Origin of the sequence: Kineococcus indalonis (assembly GCF_009906395.1) — a bacterium.
Lineage (GTDB): Bacteria > Actinomycetota > Actinomycetes > Actinomycetales > Kineococcaceae > Kineococcus > Kineococcus indalonis.
The window spans coordinates 1-14,650 of record NZ_JAAALM010000041.1; the positions used below are offsets into that span (position 1 = coordinate 1).

Genomic DNA, 14,650 nt, shown 5'->3' on the forward strand with positions numbered 1-14,650 from the left:
CGCCGGGCCCGTCGTCGCCGCCCGCCCGGCGAGCGCCGCGGTCGCCGCGCCGCGGCGCACCGCGGCCGCGCGCGAGGCCGTGCAGCGGGTGCGCGAGCACGCCGCCACCGGCGGCATCGCCCCCGACGCCTTCGTCGGCCTCAGCGGCGACGGCTCCTTCAGCGGCGGGCTGGGCAGCATCGACGACGACCCGCCGTTCTGAGACGACCCGCCGTTCTGAGGGGTCCGCGGGCGGTGCGCCACCGCCGTGTCGGCGGCGGCGCCTACCGTGGGGGGCCGCCGGCGCGTGCCGGTCGGCGGGTGGTCTGGACGGAGGAGCACAACAGGTGAGCGAGCCGGTCGTCAGGTTCGGCGTGTACGCGGACGCCCACGTCGGCTACGCCGCGCGGTGCCGGGTGCACCCGGCGTCGGGGCTGAACATGCGCACGCGCGACGGCATGCTGGCCGTGCGGGCCGTCACCCGCTCCATGGTGGAGGCGGAGGTGGACTTCGTCGTCGCCGGCGGCGACGACTTCCACCGCTCGCACCCCGCGGTGGGCGACATCGTGTGGATGCGCCAGCAGATGGAGAGCTTCGCCAAGGCCGGCATCCCGGTGTACGGCAACACCGGCAACCACGACGCCTCCGCCGAGCGGGGCAAGTCCCCGGCGACCGCGGCGATCAACGACCCCGATCGCGGCATCCACTACGTCACCGAGCCGTACCGGGTGTTCGAGGTCGCCGACGGCCTGGTCCTGCACGTGATCAGCCACTACGGCCTGGCGCAGTCCGAGCGGCTGGTGCCCGAACCGGTGGACGGCGCGGTCAACGTCCTGTCCGCGCACGGCGCGGCGATGCTGCCCGGCCACGAGGTGTTCCGGTGCGTGGACTCACCCGGTGAGGTCCCCATCGGGCTGGACCTGCTGGCCGACGACCGCTTCGCGCTGAAGGCGCTGGGCCACTACCACGGCATGGGCGAGATCCTGCCCGGCGTCTGGTACGCCGGTTCCCTGGTGCGCCGGGGCTTCTCCGACCCCGCCGGCGGGCGCGGCTGGCTGCTCGTCGAGGTCCACGCCGACGGGCGCGTGCAGGTCACCCCCCGGCACATCGCCCAGCGCCCCCAGCACGACCTGCCGCGCATCGACGCCCGGGGCATGACCGGCGCGCAGGTGGAGGAGCTGATCCGCCAGAACCTGGAGTCCGTGGACGTCGCGGACGCCATCGTCCGGCAGGTGGTGGTCAACTGCTCCACCAGCGTGCGCCGCGGCATCGACCAGCCCGCGCTGGCCAAGCTGACCCAGGACGCCCTGGTGTGGATGCCCGACCTCCGGCGCCCCGACGTCGTCGAGGACGACGGCGAGCGCGTCGTGGAGGGCATCTCCACCTCGATGCTGACGGCCGGCGCCGCCGACCTGCCCAAGGCGTACGGCGGCTGGGTGGGGGAGTGGGCCGGCGCGGTGGGCCTGTCCGAGCAGCTGCGCCCCGTGGTCGTCTCCGAGGGCGAGCGGCACCTGCGCGAGGCCTCCCAGGACGTCGAGGTCGGCGGCTTCGCCGAACCGCGCGAACCCGCGCCGCAGCCGGCCGGGCGCACCGGCGAGCAGCCGGGTCAGCAGGCGGGTCAGCAGGCGGGTCAGCAGGCGGGCGGCCAGCCGGCCGAGCGGCCGGGGGCGCCGGACGCGCCCCGGGTGGACCCCGCGACCGGAGAGGAGACCCCCTGGTGATCACGCTGGAGTCGGTCGAGGCGGTGAACATCCGCTCGCTCGGGTCGGCGTTCATGCAGCCGCTGCCCACGGGCGTCACCGCGCTCAACGGCCCCCGCGGGGTCGGCAAGTCCAGCCTGCTGATCACCGTGCTGTGGGTGCTCTACGGCGTCACCCCCGACGGGGTCACGGTGCAGGCGCTGCGCCGGCAGGGCACCAGCGGCCCGGTCAAGGGCGTGGTCACGCTCCTGCACGACGGCCAGCGCGTCGTCGTCGAGCGCGGTCTGAAGGGCAAGAACGACACCCCGTACGTGCAGATCAGCGTCGACGGCGTCCTGCAGTCGGTGAACAAGGTCCGGGTGGCCAACGCCTGGATCACCCACCGCTTCGGCGGCCTGGACGCCCAGGGCTTCACCGCGGCGTTCGTCACCCGCCAGAAGGAGCTGGACACCCTCGTCAAGGCCACCGCCAGCGAGCGCCGCCGCCTCATCGAGCGCCTGGCCGGCATCGACCGCATGAGCGCGGCGCTCAAGGCCGCCCGCGAGGAGGAGGTCGACACCAAGCGCACCCTGGAGCTGCTGCCGGGCTCCCCGGAGGCGCTGGCGGCCGCCCGCACCGCGCTGGAGGCCGCGCAGCAGGCCGCCACCGGCGCCTGGGAGCGCTGCGAGGCGCTGCGCGCGGCCGCCGCCGCCGACGACGAGGCCCTGGCGCGACTGGCCGCGCAGGCCGCGCAGGTCGCCGAGCGCCTCGAGGTGCACCGGCGCGCGCACGACGCCGCCCAGCGCGCCGCCGGAGCGCGGATGCTCGCCGACGAGCGCGCCGCCCAGGCCGCGCGCGAGGTGCAGCGGCTGCGCGAGGCCTCCCGCGGCGGGGACGCCGAGCAGCTCGCCGCCGCGCGCACCGCCTTCGAGCACGCCCAGCGCGCCGAGCGCGACAACCGCGCCGCCCGCGAGAGCGCCCAGCAGGCCGCGCAGGCCGCCGCCCGCGAGCAGCAGCGCGCCCAGCAGGCCGCGGCGCGCCTGCAGCAGCGCACCGCCGCCGCGGAGGAGGCCCAGCAGCGCGCCGCCCGCGCCGCCGCGGCCACCGCCGAGGACCCCCGGGAGCTCGACGCCCTGGCGCGGGAGGCGCAGGCGCGCGCCGACGAGCTGACCGAGCGCACCGGCGCGCTGCGCGGCGAGTACACGCGCCTGAGCACGGCCATCAAGACGCTGCAGGCCAGCGCGGAGCCCACCTGCCCCACCTGCCTCAGCGCGCTGCCCGACGCCCGCTCGGTCGTCGAGACCCTGGTGGGCTCCCAGCAGCGCGTGGGCCGCGAGGGCCAGCAGGCCAAGACCGAGTCCGAGGCGGCCGCCCGCCGCGCGGAGGAGCTGCGCCGCCGCTCCCGCGACGCGGCCCAGGCCCGCGCGGCCGCCGAGCACGCCGCCGAGCAGGCCCGCAGCGCCGGCGCCGAGCTGGAGCAGGCCCGCCTGGTCGCCGAGCAGGCCGAGGCCGACGCGCGGGCCGCCGCCCAGCAGGCGGCCCAGGCGCAGGCGGCGGCCGCCAGCGCCGTCGCGGCGCAGCAGGCCGTCGGCGAGGAGGTCCAGCGCACCGCCGCCGCGCTGCGCCGGGCCGAGAGCGCCGCCGAGGCCGCCGCCGAGCTCGCCGCGGCGCTCGAGCGCGCCGAGAGCGCCGCGCAGCGGGCGGCACGGGGCGCGGCGGAGGCCGACGCGGCCGCGTCGGCGGAGCTGGCCGCGCGCGTGCCCGAGGAGGAGCGGGTGCGGGCCCAGGCGGCGCACCAGGCCGCGCAGGTCGCCGCGACCACCTCCGCCCGCGCCGCCAGCGCCGCCCAGGCCGACCACCGCGTCGCCGAGGAGCAGGTGCGCGCCGCCGAGCGCGCCCGGGACGCCGAGGAGGAGAAGCTGCGCCTGCGCGCGGCCACGGTCGCCGAGCTGGAGCGCAGGACGGCCGTGCGCGATGCGCTGGACGCCTTCCGCCGCGACCGGATCGCGCGCCTGGCCCCGGAGGTCTCCGAGGTCGCCACCGACCTCGTCTCGCGCATCACCGGGGGCCGGTTCGTCTCCGTCGTCCTCGACGAGGAGTTCACCCCCGTCGTCACCGACGACACCGGCACCCAGCGCCCCGTGCAGTGGCTCTCCGGCGGTGAGGAGTCCGCCGTGGCCCTCGCGCTGCGCGTGGCGCTGTCGGACCTGTGGTCCGGGCGCAGCGGCGGGTTGTTCTGGCTGGACGAGCCGTTCGTGTCGCAGGACGCGGCCAGCCGCGCGGCGATGATGGCCGCCATCCGCGAACTGCCCGGACGGCAGGTCGTGCTCATCAACCACGCCTCCGAGGCCACCGACCTGGTGGACCTCGTCCTCGACGTCGTCCCCGACGACGTCAACGGCTCGCGCATCGAGGAGGCCTCCTCCTACGGGCCGGTCTCGGAGGCCGCGCTGGACGAGGCCGACGACACCGGTGTCGCCGCCTGAACCCACCCGCCCGGGCGGCCCCGGCGGCGCGACCCTCAGAACGGCGCTTCGCCCGGCCGGCCGGCGGTGACGCCCCACGGGTCCTCGGCGCCGGCGCCGGCGAGCGGGGCGGCCGCCTCCGGCGCGGCGGGGCCGTGCTGGGCGCCGCGCGCCGCGCTGCCGTCCTGGCGGCCGTGGCGCTGGACCACGGCGGTGGCGTAGCGCAGGTCCGGGCCGACGCTCTGCGCCCGCACGCGCACCGAGGTGCCGGTGCCGCCGTCCTTGCGCTCGTAGACCTCGATGGTCTGCTCACCGGTGACGACCACGGCCGTCCCCCGGCGCAGCGACCCGGCGACGTTCTCGGCCAGGGAGCGCCACGCCTCCACCCGGTAGTAGGACGTCCCGGCGTCCTCCCACTCCTGGGTCTGCGCGTTGCGGCGGCGCTCGTTCACCGCGACGCTGAAGCCGGCCACCGCCGCACCGCTGGGGGTGAAGCGTAGTTCCGGGTCGTTGGTCAGGTTCCCGACGATGGTGATGGGCACGCCCATGGTTGTCGCTCTCCCTCGAATGTCTCGCGTCACGTTCGCGACCTCGTGGATCGCCGCCCGGGTCGGGGCGACACCGGAACCGTAGGAGGAGGGTCCGACACGTCCCGGAACTGCGGCGCGCGGGCCCGGCGGGCCCGCGCGCCACGGGTGCTGCTCAGGCGGCGTGGGCCCCGTCCTCGCCCTTCGCGCGGTTCCCGCCGTCCGCGCCCTTCGCGCGGTTCCCGCCGTCCGCGCCCTTCGCGCGGTTCCCGCCGTCCGCGCCCTTCGCGCCGTCCTCGCCGGCCGTGCTGCTCGGCCCGGCCGCCGCGCCCGCGGTCCCGGGCCCGTCCTCGTGAGCGGCGGGGGCCTGCACCGGCGCGGCCTCCTCCCGGGTTCCGCGGGGTTCCCGCGGTTCGCGGTGCTCCCGCGAAACCCCCGGGCGCTGCTCGCCGCGCGTGCCGTGCTGAGCCGCGGCGATCGTGGACTCCACGTAGGAGCGGAACGCCTCGCCCGGCTGGCGCTGGCCCTCGAACCAGGTCAGCAGGCTCTCCAGGGTTCCCCCGTGCACCTGGCGCACCACGCCCACGCCGAACTTCACGCGCAGGAACGTCAACGCCGGGCTGTCCGGGGTGGCCGGGAAACCCGCGGCCAGCGCCAGGTCGCGGTAGCGCTGCATGGCCTGCTGGGTCGGCGCCACGAAACCGGCGGAACCCTCGGCGCGCGCGGCGGGGACCTCCGGGCCCTGAGCGCGCGAGCGGCCCGCGCCCTCGCCCGCGCCGCCACCCGTGCCGCCACCGCCCGTGCCGTCGCCGCCCGTGCCGTCGCCGTCGTCCCCGCCGGTGGGGGCCGGGACGTCGGGGACCTGCTGGGACAGCGCGGCCAGGGCCCGGAACCGCTCGACGCCCTCGCCGACCACGGCCGCCATCCACGCCCCGCGCTCGGCGGCCTCGACGCCGAAGGGCACCGGGTGGCGCGTGCGCACGGCGTCGTAGACCAGCGAGCGGGCCCGGGTGTGGCTGTTGGCCATCCGGTCCGGCCGGCCACCGCCGTAGGCGCCGACCTGCACCCGGTCGGCCAGGACCAGCAGCACCCCGGCCAGCCCCGTGGCCTGCGCGGGGGCCACCGGCCGCGGGTGCGGCAACGGTTCCCCGTCCAGCTCGCCGGCGGCCACCGCGGCGTTGTGCGCCTCGAACGCGCGCTGCTCGGCTTCCACCAGGACGTCGTGCGCGACGTTCTCGGCGCTGAAGGCCGCCTGCACCGCGTACGAGCCCAGGTTGACGCGCTGGTCGGAGTTCAGCGGCAGGTGCGGCGCCGCCTCGTGGGCGAAGGCGCGGCGCGGCTCGCCGCGCGGGGCGGTGGACTGCCCGGTGAAACCCGCGTCGGCGACCTGCCTGGCGGTCGCGCCGGCCGCCAGGGCCAGCGCGGCCGCGGCGTCCACGACACCGCTGGGCAGACCGGCCTGGCGGGCGGTGGTCAGACCGCTCAGCGCCGCCTCCACGCCCAGCGCGGTGGGCGCCGCCTCGCTGCGCTGCGGCTGCTGCGCCCCCGCCCGGGCCGCACCGCGGTCCGAGGCGCGCAGACGACCACCGGGACCGGGGTCCTCGGCGGGGTCGGTCACGGCCTCCTGGCCGAGCGTGCCGTCGATGCCCGCGAAGATGCTCACGGTGTTCGCCCCCGCGGTGGCCATGTCCACGCGCAGGTCCGCGATGGGGGTGGTGCGGTCCACGGTGGGCTTGCGCTGGGACTCCACCCGGTACTGGATCTCGCGACCGGACGCCAGCGCCTCGACCACCGCCGGGTAGGTGGGGTCGCTCTTGGCCAGCCAGGCCGTGATGGGCCTGCTCACCTTGCTGTTGTCGCTCCTGATGACGACCATGACGTTGCGCTTGGTGTCGTCGTCCTGGTTCTCGATCTTGGTGACGGTGCCGTTGCCCACCTGCACCCAGACCTCGGCACGCACGCCCTGCTCATCTGCTCCGTCGTGGGAGACGAACGGCTTCGCCATCCTGCCCAACTCCTCGTCCTCGGACCTGCTGCCCGGGGTCGCCCCCGGGGGGTCCTGACTGTCCTGTTTCCGCTACCGACCTGTTCCGTGGTGCCCGGCGCGGCGCCTGGGCGTCCAGCGCGGGCTGCTTCGGTGCTCCCGTGGTACTGGGACCAGTGTCCCTCCCGGCACCGACACTGCACGGGCGCTGCGCCGCCCCGGCACCCGCCCCGGCACGCGCGGGACCGCCCGGCGCGGCGCGTGTCGGAGCCGTGGCGTACACAGGGGGCAGCCGCGGGGCGCACCCCCGCGCAGCACCACCCACCCGCCGACCGGAGAGCCGAGTGAGCGCACCCGACGACTCCCCCCGCACGACGCGCACGGCGCGGTCCGTCCCCGCGCCCGGTGCCCGCCGCGCAGGGCGCCCGGCCGACGCCACCGCGCTGCTGCGCGCGCTGCTCGCCGAGCGTCCCGGCGCCCAGGTGCGCCCGCAGCAGGAGCGCCTGGTGGCCGCGGTCGAGCGCGCCCTGCGCGAGCGCCGCCACCTGCTGGCGGCCGCCGGCACCGGCACCGGCAAGACGTTCGGCTACCTCGTCCCGGTCCTGGCCCGCCCCGGGCGCGCGGTGGTGTGCACCGCGACCAAGCAGCTCGGCGAGCAGATCGTCGCCGAGGACCTGCCCGTGCTGGCCGGGCTGCTGCCCCGGGTGGGTGGCAGGAGCTTCACGTACGCGCTGCTGAAGGGGCGCAGCAACTACGCCTGCCGGGCCAAGGTGCACGCGCTGCTCTCCCCGGACGGCGCTGGGAGCGCCCGGGCGGTGGACCCGGCCGGCGGCGCGGAGGCGCTGTTCCCCGCGCCCGGGCCGCCCGCGCGCCGGCCCTCGCGCGCCGACACCGCCTCGCTGGACGCCCTGCTGCGCTGGGCCGGCACCACCCGCACCGGCGACCGCTCGGAGGCGCCGCCGGCCACCGAGCGCGCCTGGCGAGACGTGTCCACCGACTCCGCGGGCTGCCCGGGCGCCGCCGCCTGCCCGTTCGGGCGCGAGTGCTTCGCCGAGGCGGCCCGCGCCGGCGCCCGCGAGGCGGACGTCGTGGTCACCAGCCACGCCCAGGTCGCCCACGACCTGCTCAGCCCGCAGCCGTTGCTGGGCCGCTACGACACCCTGGTCGTGGACGAGGCGCACGAGCTGGAGTCGTTCCTGTCCTCCGCCTGGGGCCACGAGCTGGCCCCGGCGGCGGTGGGGCGCACCCTCGCCGCGGCCGCGCGCGAGCTGCCGCGCGGCGGGACCGGCGCCGACGCCCGCGCGCAGGCCGAGCGGGCCGCCGCGGACCTCGGCGCGCTCACCGGCGCGCTCGCCGGCCTCGCCCCGGGCCGGCTGCCCGAGCTGCCGCCGGAGGTCACCGCCCCGGCGACCGCCCTGCTGCACCGCATCGACCGGCTCGCCGCGGCCCTGGGCTCCGCCGCGCGGGGCGCCGGGCTCACCCCGCGGGTGGTGTCCGCGCGCAGCGACCCGGCGACGCCGAGCACGTGCGCTGGCTGCAGGCCGGCGAGCACCGCCCACCGACGCTGCGGGTCGCGCCCCTGCGCGTGGGCCCGGGGCTGGTGGCCGCGCTGGGGGACAGGACCCTCGTCGCCACTTCCGCCACCCTCACCGTCGGCGGTTCCTTCGAGCCCGCGCTCCGCGCCCTGGGGCTGGCGGAGCCGCCCGCCCCGCCCGGCGCGACACCGCCAGGAACGCCGCCAGCGCCGCCAGCGCGAACACGCCCGTGACGACCATCCGCAGCCCCGGCACGTCCGTCAGCGCCAGCACCGGGCGCGTCAGCACCGAGTACCCGCTCCAGTAGCGGTAGTACCCGGCGGGCGGGACCAGGGACTCCCCGGCGGCCAGCGCCTCGATCTGCCCGGCGCCCTGCTCGCACGAGGACAACCGCGGCCCGCCGGTGGCGCGGTACCACACGCTGCGCGGGTCGTCGGCGGAACTGACGCCGTAGCCGAGCACCACGCACTCGGTGAACCGGTCCGCGATGCCGCCCACCCCGTCCGGGGCGTACGGGGCGCCGTAGTCGCCGCTCTCCACGGCCTGCGCCAGGTGCCGCACGATCGGCTCGTTCGGCACGGCCTGCGCCGCGACCAGCAGCCCCAGCAGGACCGCCTGCACCAGCACCAGCCCGACGGCGGCGCGGGCGGCGAAGCGCAGCACCGCCCTCACCGCAGACGCCCCGGCGCCCGGTCCGCCGCCCGCTGCGCCCCGCCGCCCGGGGCGCGCAGGTCCAGCTCGTGCGGGGCCGGGTACTGCAGGTACACCAGGCGCGAGGACTCGTCGGAGGCGCGGCGCACCGCGTCCAGCACCACCCCCACCGCCGCGACGAGCACCGCGATCATCATCAGCGCCGAGGCGAGGATCGCGGTGGGGAACTTCGGCACCAGGCCCGTGCGCAGGAACTCCACGACCACCGGCAGCCCCAGCGCCAGCGACACCGCCGCGACGAGCGCGCCCAGCAGCGCGTGCACCAGCAGCGGCCGCTCCAGGTGCGCCAGGCGCAGGATCCAGCGCAGGATCGCGAACCCGTCGCGGTAGGTGCGCAGCTTGCTCGCCGACCCCTCCGGCCGGTCCCGGAAACCCACCGGCACCTCGCGCTGCGGCACCCGCAGGTTCACCGCGTGCACCGTCAGCTCCGTCTCCACCTCGAAACCCCGCGAGATCGCCGGGAACGACTTCACGAACCGGCGCGACATCACGCGGTAGCCGCTGAGCATGTCCGTCACCGGCGTGCCGAACACCCGCGAGACCACCGAGTTCAGCGCCCGGTTGCCGGCGGCGTGCCCGCGCCGGTACGCGGTGAGGCTGTCCGCCCGCCGGGTGCCCACGACGTGGTCCAGGCCCTCGGCCACCAGCAGCCGCACCAGGTCCCCGGCGGCGGAGGCGTCGTAGGTGTCGTCGCCGTCGACGAGGACGTACGTGTCGGCGTCGACGTCGGCGAACGCGCGGCGGATGACGTTGCCCTTGCCGGGGCGCGGCTCGAAGCGCACCACCGCGCCGTGCCGGGCGGCGACCTCGGCGGTGCGGTCGGTGCTGCCGTTGTCGTACACGTACACCACCGCGTGCGGCAGGGCCGCGCGCAGGCCGTCCACGACCGCGCCGACGGCCGCCTCCTCGTCGAGGCACGGCACCACCACGGCGACCCTGCCGCCCGGTCCGCCGCCGGGTCCGCCGCCGGCCACGTCCCGTTCGACCCCCATGCGGGCGAGCCTAGGGCGTGCGCCCCGCCGCACCCCGCGCCCGCGTCAGCACCGCGTCAGCCGCAGCCGGGGTCGCCCCCGGGCTCCACGCGCGCCAGCGCCTCCGCCGCGGCCGCGTCGCCCGGCGCCGACGCCCCGCCCGCGGCCGGGCGGGCCACGCCCAGGCGCACCAGCTCGCCCTGCACGTCCAGCCCCGCACCGGCGCGCCCACCGCCGCAGCGCCCAGCACCAGCACCGCGCCCAGCACCGCCAGCGCCCGCCGCGAGGCGCCGGGCCCGCCGGCCAGGCCCGTGCCGGCACCGGCCGCCGCCGCCCCCTGCGGGCGCTCGGGGGCCCGCTGCGGCCACGGCTGCGCGAAGCGCACCAGCTCGCCCGGGCCGGCCAGGTCCACCCGCAGCGCCCGGCCCCGCGCGCTGTAGCGCACGTCCACCGCCACCACCCGGTGCGGGGCGTGCGGGTCCCGGTGCACCGCGGCCACCAGGGCCTTGGCGCCGGTGTGCGCCGCCGTGCCGGTGCCGCGGACCTTCACGGCGTCCCCGGGGCGCAGCTCGTCGGCGTCGGGTGCGTGCACCACCCCCCATCGGCGCCGGCGGGCCCCTCCTGACCCCGGGGCGGCTCCCGGGTGGCCCTGCGGGTGACCCTCCGGGTGGACGGCACCGCCGCTGGCGCGCCTAGGGTGGTCGAGGGCGGTCGAGCACACGGCGCCCGCGATCGAGGAGGTCCCGTTGGGGGTGGAGTCCGCGACGACGTCCGACGGGACGGCGTCGACGTCGGCGACCCCGGGCAGCGCGTCCGTCACCGACCTGTCCGTGGTCGCGGGCGGGGCGCCGGCCGCCGTGCTGCTCGTCGACCTCACCACGCGCGCCGTCGTGCACGCCAACCCCGTCGCCGAGCAGCTCGCGCCCGGCGTGCGGCTGCCCGTCGGCCTGGACGAGTGGTCCGACGCCGCCGACCTGCGCGACCTCGACGGCGCGGAGCTGTCCAGCACCGAGCACCCGCTGTCGCGGGTGGCGCGCTCGCTGCCCGTGGCCGGGCAGGCCGTGTCCGCCGGCCGCGTCAGCGAGCTCGGCTCGCACCGCGACCCGCTGTGGGTGGTGGCGCTGCCCATGGTCGGCGCGCCCGTGCTCTCCGACCACGCCCTGGTGGTGTTCCTGCCGCTGAGCCGGCGCGAGGCCGCCCGCGCCGCCGCCGACGCCGCCCAGGCGCAGGCCCAGCTGCGCGACCGGGCGGTGCTGGCCACCGGCATGTCCTTCACCGTGGCCGACGCCAGCGCCGAGGACCTGCCGCTGGTGTGGGTGAACCCCGCCTTCACCGCCACGACCGGCTACGCGCTGGAGGAGGTCGTCGGGCGCAACTGCCGCTTCCTGCAGGGCGCCGGCACCGACCCGGAGGCGGTCGCCGCCATGCGCCGCGCCCTGAGCGCCGGGCAGGAGGTCTCCACGACCCTGCTCAACCACCGCAAGGACGGCACGGCGTTCTGGAACCAGCTGCTGCTCAGCCCCGTGCACGGCCCCGACGGCGAGCTGACCCACTACGTCGGCATCCAGACCGACGTCACCGCCCGCATCGACGCCGACCTCGAGCGCGACCGGGCCCTGGCCGCCGAGCGCCGCGCCCGCCGCGAGGCCGAGGCCGCCCACCGCGACGCCGAGGGCTCCCGCGCCCGCCTGGAGCTGCTCGCCGAGGCCACCAGCCGCCTGGCCGTCACCCTCGACGTCGCCGAGTGCCGCCAGCGGCTGCTGGACCTCGTCGTGCCCGGCCTGGGCGACTGGGCGCTGCTGGTCTCCACCGACGAGCAGGGCTCCGTGCAGGACGTCACCCCCCGCCACCGCGACCCCTCCCGCCGCGGCGAGCTGCGCCGCTACGTGGACCGCTGGATCACCTCCCTGGCGCCGGGCCCCGTGCTGGGCACCCTGCTGGGCGGCGAGCACGCCCGCCTGATCGCCGACTACGACTCCGAGGAGCGCCACCGCGAGCGCGCCACGTGGGTGAGCGACCCCGCCCTGCTGGAGCTCAGCGACGCCCTGGGCGCGGCGTCGGTGCTGATGGTCACCCTGCCCGGGCGCCGGCGCAGCGCCGACCTGCTGGCGCTGGTGCGCGGCCCCGGCAGCCCCCGGCACACCCCCGACGACCTGCACGTGGCCGTGGACCTGGGCCGGCGCGCCGGGCTCATCCTCGACAACGCCCGCCTGTACGAGGAGCAGCACCGCATCGCCGCCACCCTGCAGAACAGCCTGCTGCCGCAGCTGCCGACCGTGCCGGGGGTGCGGGCGGCCGCCCGCTACCGGGCCAGCGAGTCCGGGGCGCGCGTGGGCGGCGACTTCTACGAGCTCATCGACCTGCCCGGCGACGGCCTGGGCCTGGCCGTCGGCGACGTCGTCGGCCACGACGTCATGGCCGCCGCCGCGATGGGCCACCTGCGCGGCCTGCTGCGCGCCAGCGCCTGGGACACCACCGGCCCGCCCCCCTCGCTGGTGCTGGACCGCGTCGACCGCCTCCTCGACGGGCTGGGCATGACGACCATGGCGACCCTGGCGTACGCGCGCGCCACCGCCTCCCCGGACGGCTCCTGGGTGCTGGAGCACGCCACCGCGGGGCACCCGCCGCTGCTGGTGCGCGGCCCGGACGGGCGCGTGGACGTCCTCGACGACGTCCACGGCCTCATGCTCGGCGTGCAGCCCACCGAGCGCGTCGGCGGCAGCCGGCGCCTGGCGCCCGGCTCGACGGTGCTGGCCTACACCGACGGGCTCGTGGAGCGCCGCGGGGAGGAGCTCAGCGTGGGCCTGGCGCGCCTGGCGCGCACCCTGGCCGACGCGCCCGAGGACGTGGAGCACCTGTGCGAGCACCTGCTGGCCCGCCTCGGCGACACCGACGACGACGTGGCCTTCGTGGCGCTGCGCCTGGGCGCGTGATCCGGCACGATGGGGAACCAACGGCGCCGCGTTCGTGTTCAACTGTGCGGGGGCGCCGCAGGTAGACGCGGTCGTCCCCCGCTGTGACTCCCAGCCCGGGCGCACCGCACCGCTTTCCACAGGCGCGGCCCGAGCAACGGTCATCGCGCCCGAGAGGACGTCAGTGACCACCACCACCAGCAGCGCGGCCCAGAGCGGGGCGCCCGCCGGCGCCACCGCCCCCCGCCGCAGCAGCACCCCGTACGGCAAGCTCACCGCCCTCGTGCAGGAGGCGGGCCTGATGCGCCGCCGGCGCGGCACGTACTGGACGCGCATCGCCGCGACCACCGTCGCCTTCAGCGCCGTGGCGGCCGGCACGGTCCTGCTGCGCGACTCCTGGCTGGTGCTGCTGCTGGCCGCGGCCCTCGCGGTCGTCATCACCCAGTTCGCCTTCCTGGGCCACGACGCCGCCCACCGGCAGATCTTCGCCAGCCACCGGCACAACGAGACCGCCTCGCACGTGTTCGCCGCGTTCGTCGCCGGCCTCAGCTACGGCTGGTGGATGGGCAAGCACACCCGCCACCACCAGGCGCCCAACCAGCGCGGCGTCGACGGCGACATCGAGTCCGGCGTGGTGTCCTTCCACGAGGAGGCCGCCGCCGGCCGGCGCGGCTTCCTGCGGTGGTTCACCCGCCACCAGGGGCTGTTCTTCGTGCCGCTGCTGGCCTTCGAGGGCTTCGTGCTGCACATCGAGAGCACCCGCTCGCTGCTGACGGGCAAGCGCACCAAGCGCCGCTCGGTGGACGCCTCGCTCATCGTGGCGCACTGGGCGGTCTACGCGTCCTCGGCGGTGCTGCTGATGGGGCCGTGGAAGGCGCTGGCGTTCTTCGGCGTGCACATGGCCGCCTTCGGCTTCTGCATGGGCGGGGCGTTCGCGCCCAACCACGTCGGCATGCCGATCGTGCCGCGCGAGAAGAAGGTGGACTACATCCGCCGGCAGGTCCTCACCTCCCGCAACGTCTCCGGCGGCTGGTTCGTGGACCTCGTCATGGGCGGGCTGAACTTCCAGGTGGAGCACCACCTCTTCCCGAGCATGCCGCGCCCCAACCTGCGCAAGGCGCAGCCGTTCGTGCGCCAGTTCTGCGCCGAGCACGGCATCACCTACACCGAGACCACCTTCTTCGGCGCCTACCGGGCCATCATCAGCTACCTCAACGAGGTCGGCCTGGCCGCCCGCAACAGCTTCAGCTGCCCCCTGGTGTCCCAGCTGCGCAGCTGAGACTTCCCCCGACGCCAAGAGCGTGCTACGGTCGATGCAGTCGCTGTTCTCGATGTGCTGACAACACCCGGGGATTTCAGCTCGAGGGTTTTCAGCTTTCCGAACGGTCAGCCCCTCCGCGACGAGCTCCCGACGGAGCGCAACACCCGAGGAGGCCAGACATGGCTCAGGGCACTGTGAAGTGGTTCAACGGCGAGAAGGGCTACGGCTTCATCGCCCCCGAGGACGGCTCTGCCGACGTGTTCGTCCACTTCAGCGAGATCCAGGGCAGCGGTTACCGCAGCCTGGAGGAGAACGACCGCGTGGAGTACTCCGTGACCCAGGGCGCCAAGGGCCCCCAGGCGAGCGGCGTCACCCGCCTCTGATCGTCCCGTCCACGGCCCCCGCACCCACCAGGGTGCGGGGGCCGTGGTGCGTCCGGGCGCCTCCGCCGCCCGCTCGTGGCCGCTGCGCCGTGCGGGTGACGCGCCCGGCGAGCCCCTCCCCGGCGCTGCAGCCGCCCGCTCCCGCTGTCGATGACGACCCGGTGAGCAGCAGCACCACTCCCGCACCCGGCGCCCGCGGCCCGAGGGCCACCGCGCGCCGCGCGCCGCAGGACCTGCCCACCC

At 77.2% G+C, this 14,650-nt stretch carries 11 protein-coding genes and 1 pseudogene; 7 read left to right on the forward strand and 5 right to left on the reverse strand.

Going from position 1 to position 14,650, the window contains the following annotated elements; all coding sequences use genetic code 11:
- The 3 genes from GTR00_RS03980 to GTR00_RS03990 all read left to right on the forward strand — a co-directional run.
- A partial coding sequence (locus GTR00_RS03980) for a hypothetical protein (RefSeq protein ID WP_166610347.1) occupies positions 1-202 on the forward strand: 202 nt, incomplete at its 5' end.
- 124 nt (positions 203-326) lie between these two features.
- Positions 327-1,700, forward strand: a complete 1,374-nt coding sequence (locus tag GTR00_RS03985; RefSeq protein ID WP_166610348.1) for a metallophosphoesterase family protein — start codon at positions 327-329, stop codon at positions 1,698-1,700.
- Positions 1,697-4,144: an AAA family ATPase gene (locus GTR00_RS03990; protein ID WP_166610349.1), complete on the forward strand. Its 2,448-nt coding sequence runs from the start codon at positions 1,697-1,699 to the stop codon at positions 4,142-4,144. The genes GTR00_RS03985 and GTR00_RS03990 overlap by 4 nt, the downstream gene beginning before the upstream one ends.
- A 35-nt stretch (positions 4,145-4,179) precedes the next feature.
- Here the strand turns inward: GTR00_RS03990 and ssb are convergent, their stop codons facing one another.
- Together ssb and GTR00_RS04000 are read right to left on the reverse strand one after the other, a co-directional pair.
- The gene (ssb, locus tag GTR00_RS03995; RefSeq protein WP_205705000.1) at positions 4,180-4,665 is read right to left on the reverse strand and encodes a single-stranded DNA-binding protein; all 486 of its coding nucleotides are present in this window, start codon (positions 4,663-4,665) and stop codon (positions 4,180-4,182) included.
- 160 nt (positions 4,666-4,825) lie between these two features.
- Positions 4,826-6,655, reverse strand: coding sequence for a hypothetical protein (locus tag GTR00_RS04000; RefSeq protein ID WP_166610351.1), 1,830 nt, complete (start codon positions 6,653-6,655; stop codon positions 4,826-4,828).
- A gap of 485 nt (positions 6,656-7,140) precedes the next feature.
- On the opposite strand from GTR00_RS04000, the pseudogene GTR00_RS26250 reads away from it, so the two are divergent.
- A pseudogene (locus tag GTR00_RS26250) lies at positions 7,141-7,293 on the forward strand (DEAD/DEAH box helicase); the annotation flags it as partial.
- A gap of 987 nt (positions 7,294-8,280) precedes the next feature.
- Here GTR00_RS26250 and GTR00_RS04005 read toward each other — a convergent pair.
- From GTR00_RS04005 to GTR00_RS04015, 3 genes are read right to left on the reverse strand one after another with little or no spacing between them, the layout of a single operon-like run.
- Positions 8,281-8,832: a hypothetical protein gene (locus GTR00_RS04005; RefSeq protein ID WP_166610352.1), complete on the reverse strand. Its 552-nt coding sequence runs from the start codon at positions 8,830-8,832 to the stop codon at positions 8,281-8,283.
- Between the two features lie 5 nt (positions 8,833-8,837).
- Positions 8,838-9,872, reverse strand: a complete 1,035-nt coding sequence (locus tag GTR00_RS04010; RefSeq protein ID WP_166610353.1) for a glycosyltransferase — start codon at positions 9,870-9,872, stop codon at positions 8,838-8,840.
- A gap of 10 nt (positions 9,873-9,882) precedes the next feature.
- Entirely contained in the window at positions 9,883-10,446 is a 564-nt protein-coding gene (locus GTR00_RS04015) for a hypothetical protein (RefSeq protein ID WP_166610354.1), read from the reverse strand.
- A 157-nt stretch (positions 10,447-10,603) separates the two neighbouring features.
- Here GTR00_RS04015 and GTR00_RS04020 point away from each other — a divergent pair, with 157 nt between their 5' ends.
- The 3 genes from GTR00_RS04020 (at position 10,604) to GTR00_RS04030 (ending at position 14,407) form a co-directional block, all read left to right on the forward strand.
- Positions 10,604-12,784 (forward strand): SpoIIE family protein phosphatase, encoded by a 2,181-nt coding sequence (locus GTR00_RS04020; RefSeq protein WP_166610355.1) that lies wholly within the window; start codon positions 10,604-10,606, stop codon positions 12,782-12,784.
- Positions 12,785-12,947: 163 nt separating this feature from the next.
- Positions 12,948-14,042 (forward strand): fatty acid desaturase family protein, encoded by a 1,095-nt coding sequence (locus GTR00_RS04025; protein ID WP_323132195.1) that lies wholly within the window; start codon positions 12,948-12,950, stop codon positions 14,040-14,042.
- A gap of 161 nt (positions 14,043-14,203) precedes the next feature.
- Positions 14,204-14,407: a cold-shock protein gene (locus tag GTR00_RS04030; RefSeq protein WP_166610356.1), complete on the forward strand. Its 204-nt coding sequence runs from the start codon at positions 14,204-14,206 to the stop codon at positions 14,405-14,407.
- Positions 14,408-14,650 lie beyond the last annotated feature (243 nt).

Excerpts from the sequence above, each read along its gene's own strand:
- GTR00_RS04000 (WP_166610351.1), bottom strand. The coding sequence starts at position 6,655 with ATGGCGAAGCCGTTCGTCTCCCACGACGGAGCAGATGAGCAGGGCGTG.
- GTR00_RS04030 (WP_166610356.1), top strand. The coding sequence starts at position 14,204 with ATGGCTCAGGGCACTGTGAAGTGGTTCAACGGCGAGAAGGGCTACGGC.
- GTR00_RS04010 (WP_166610353.1), bottom strand. The coding sequence starts at position 9,872 with ATGGGGGTCGAACGGGACGTGGCCGGCGGCGGACCCGGCGGCGGACCG.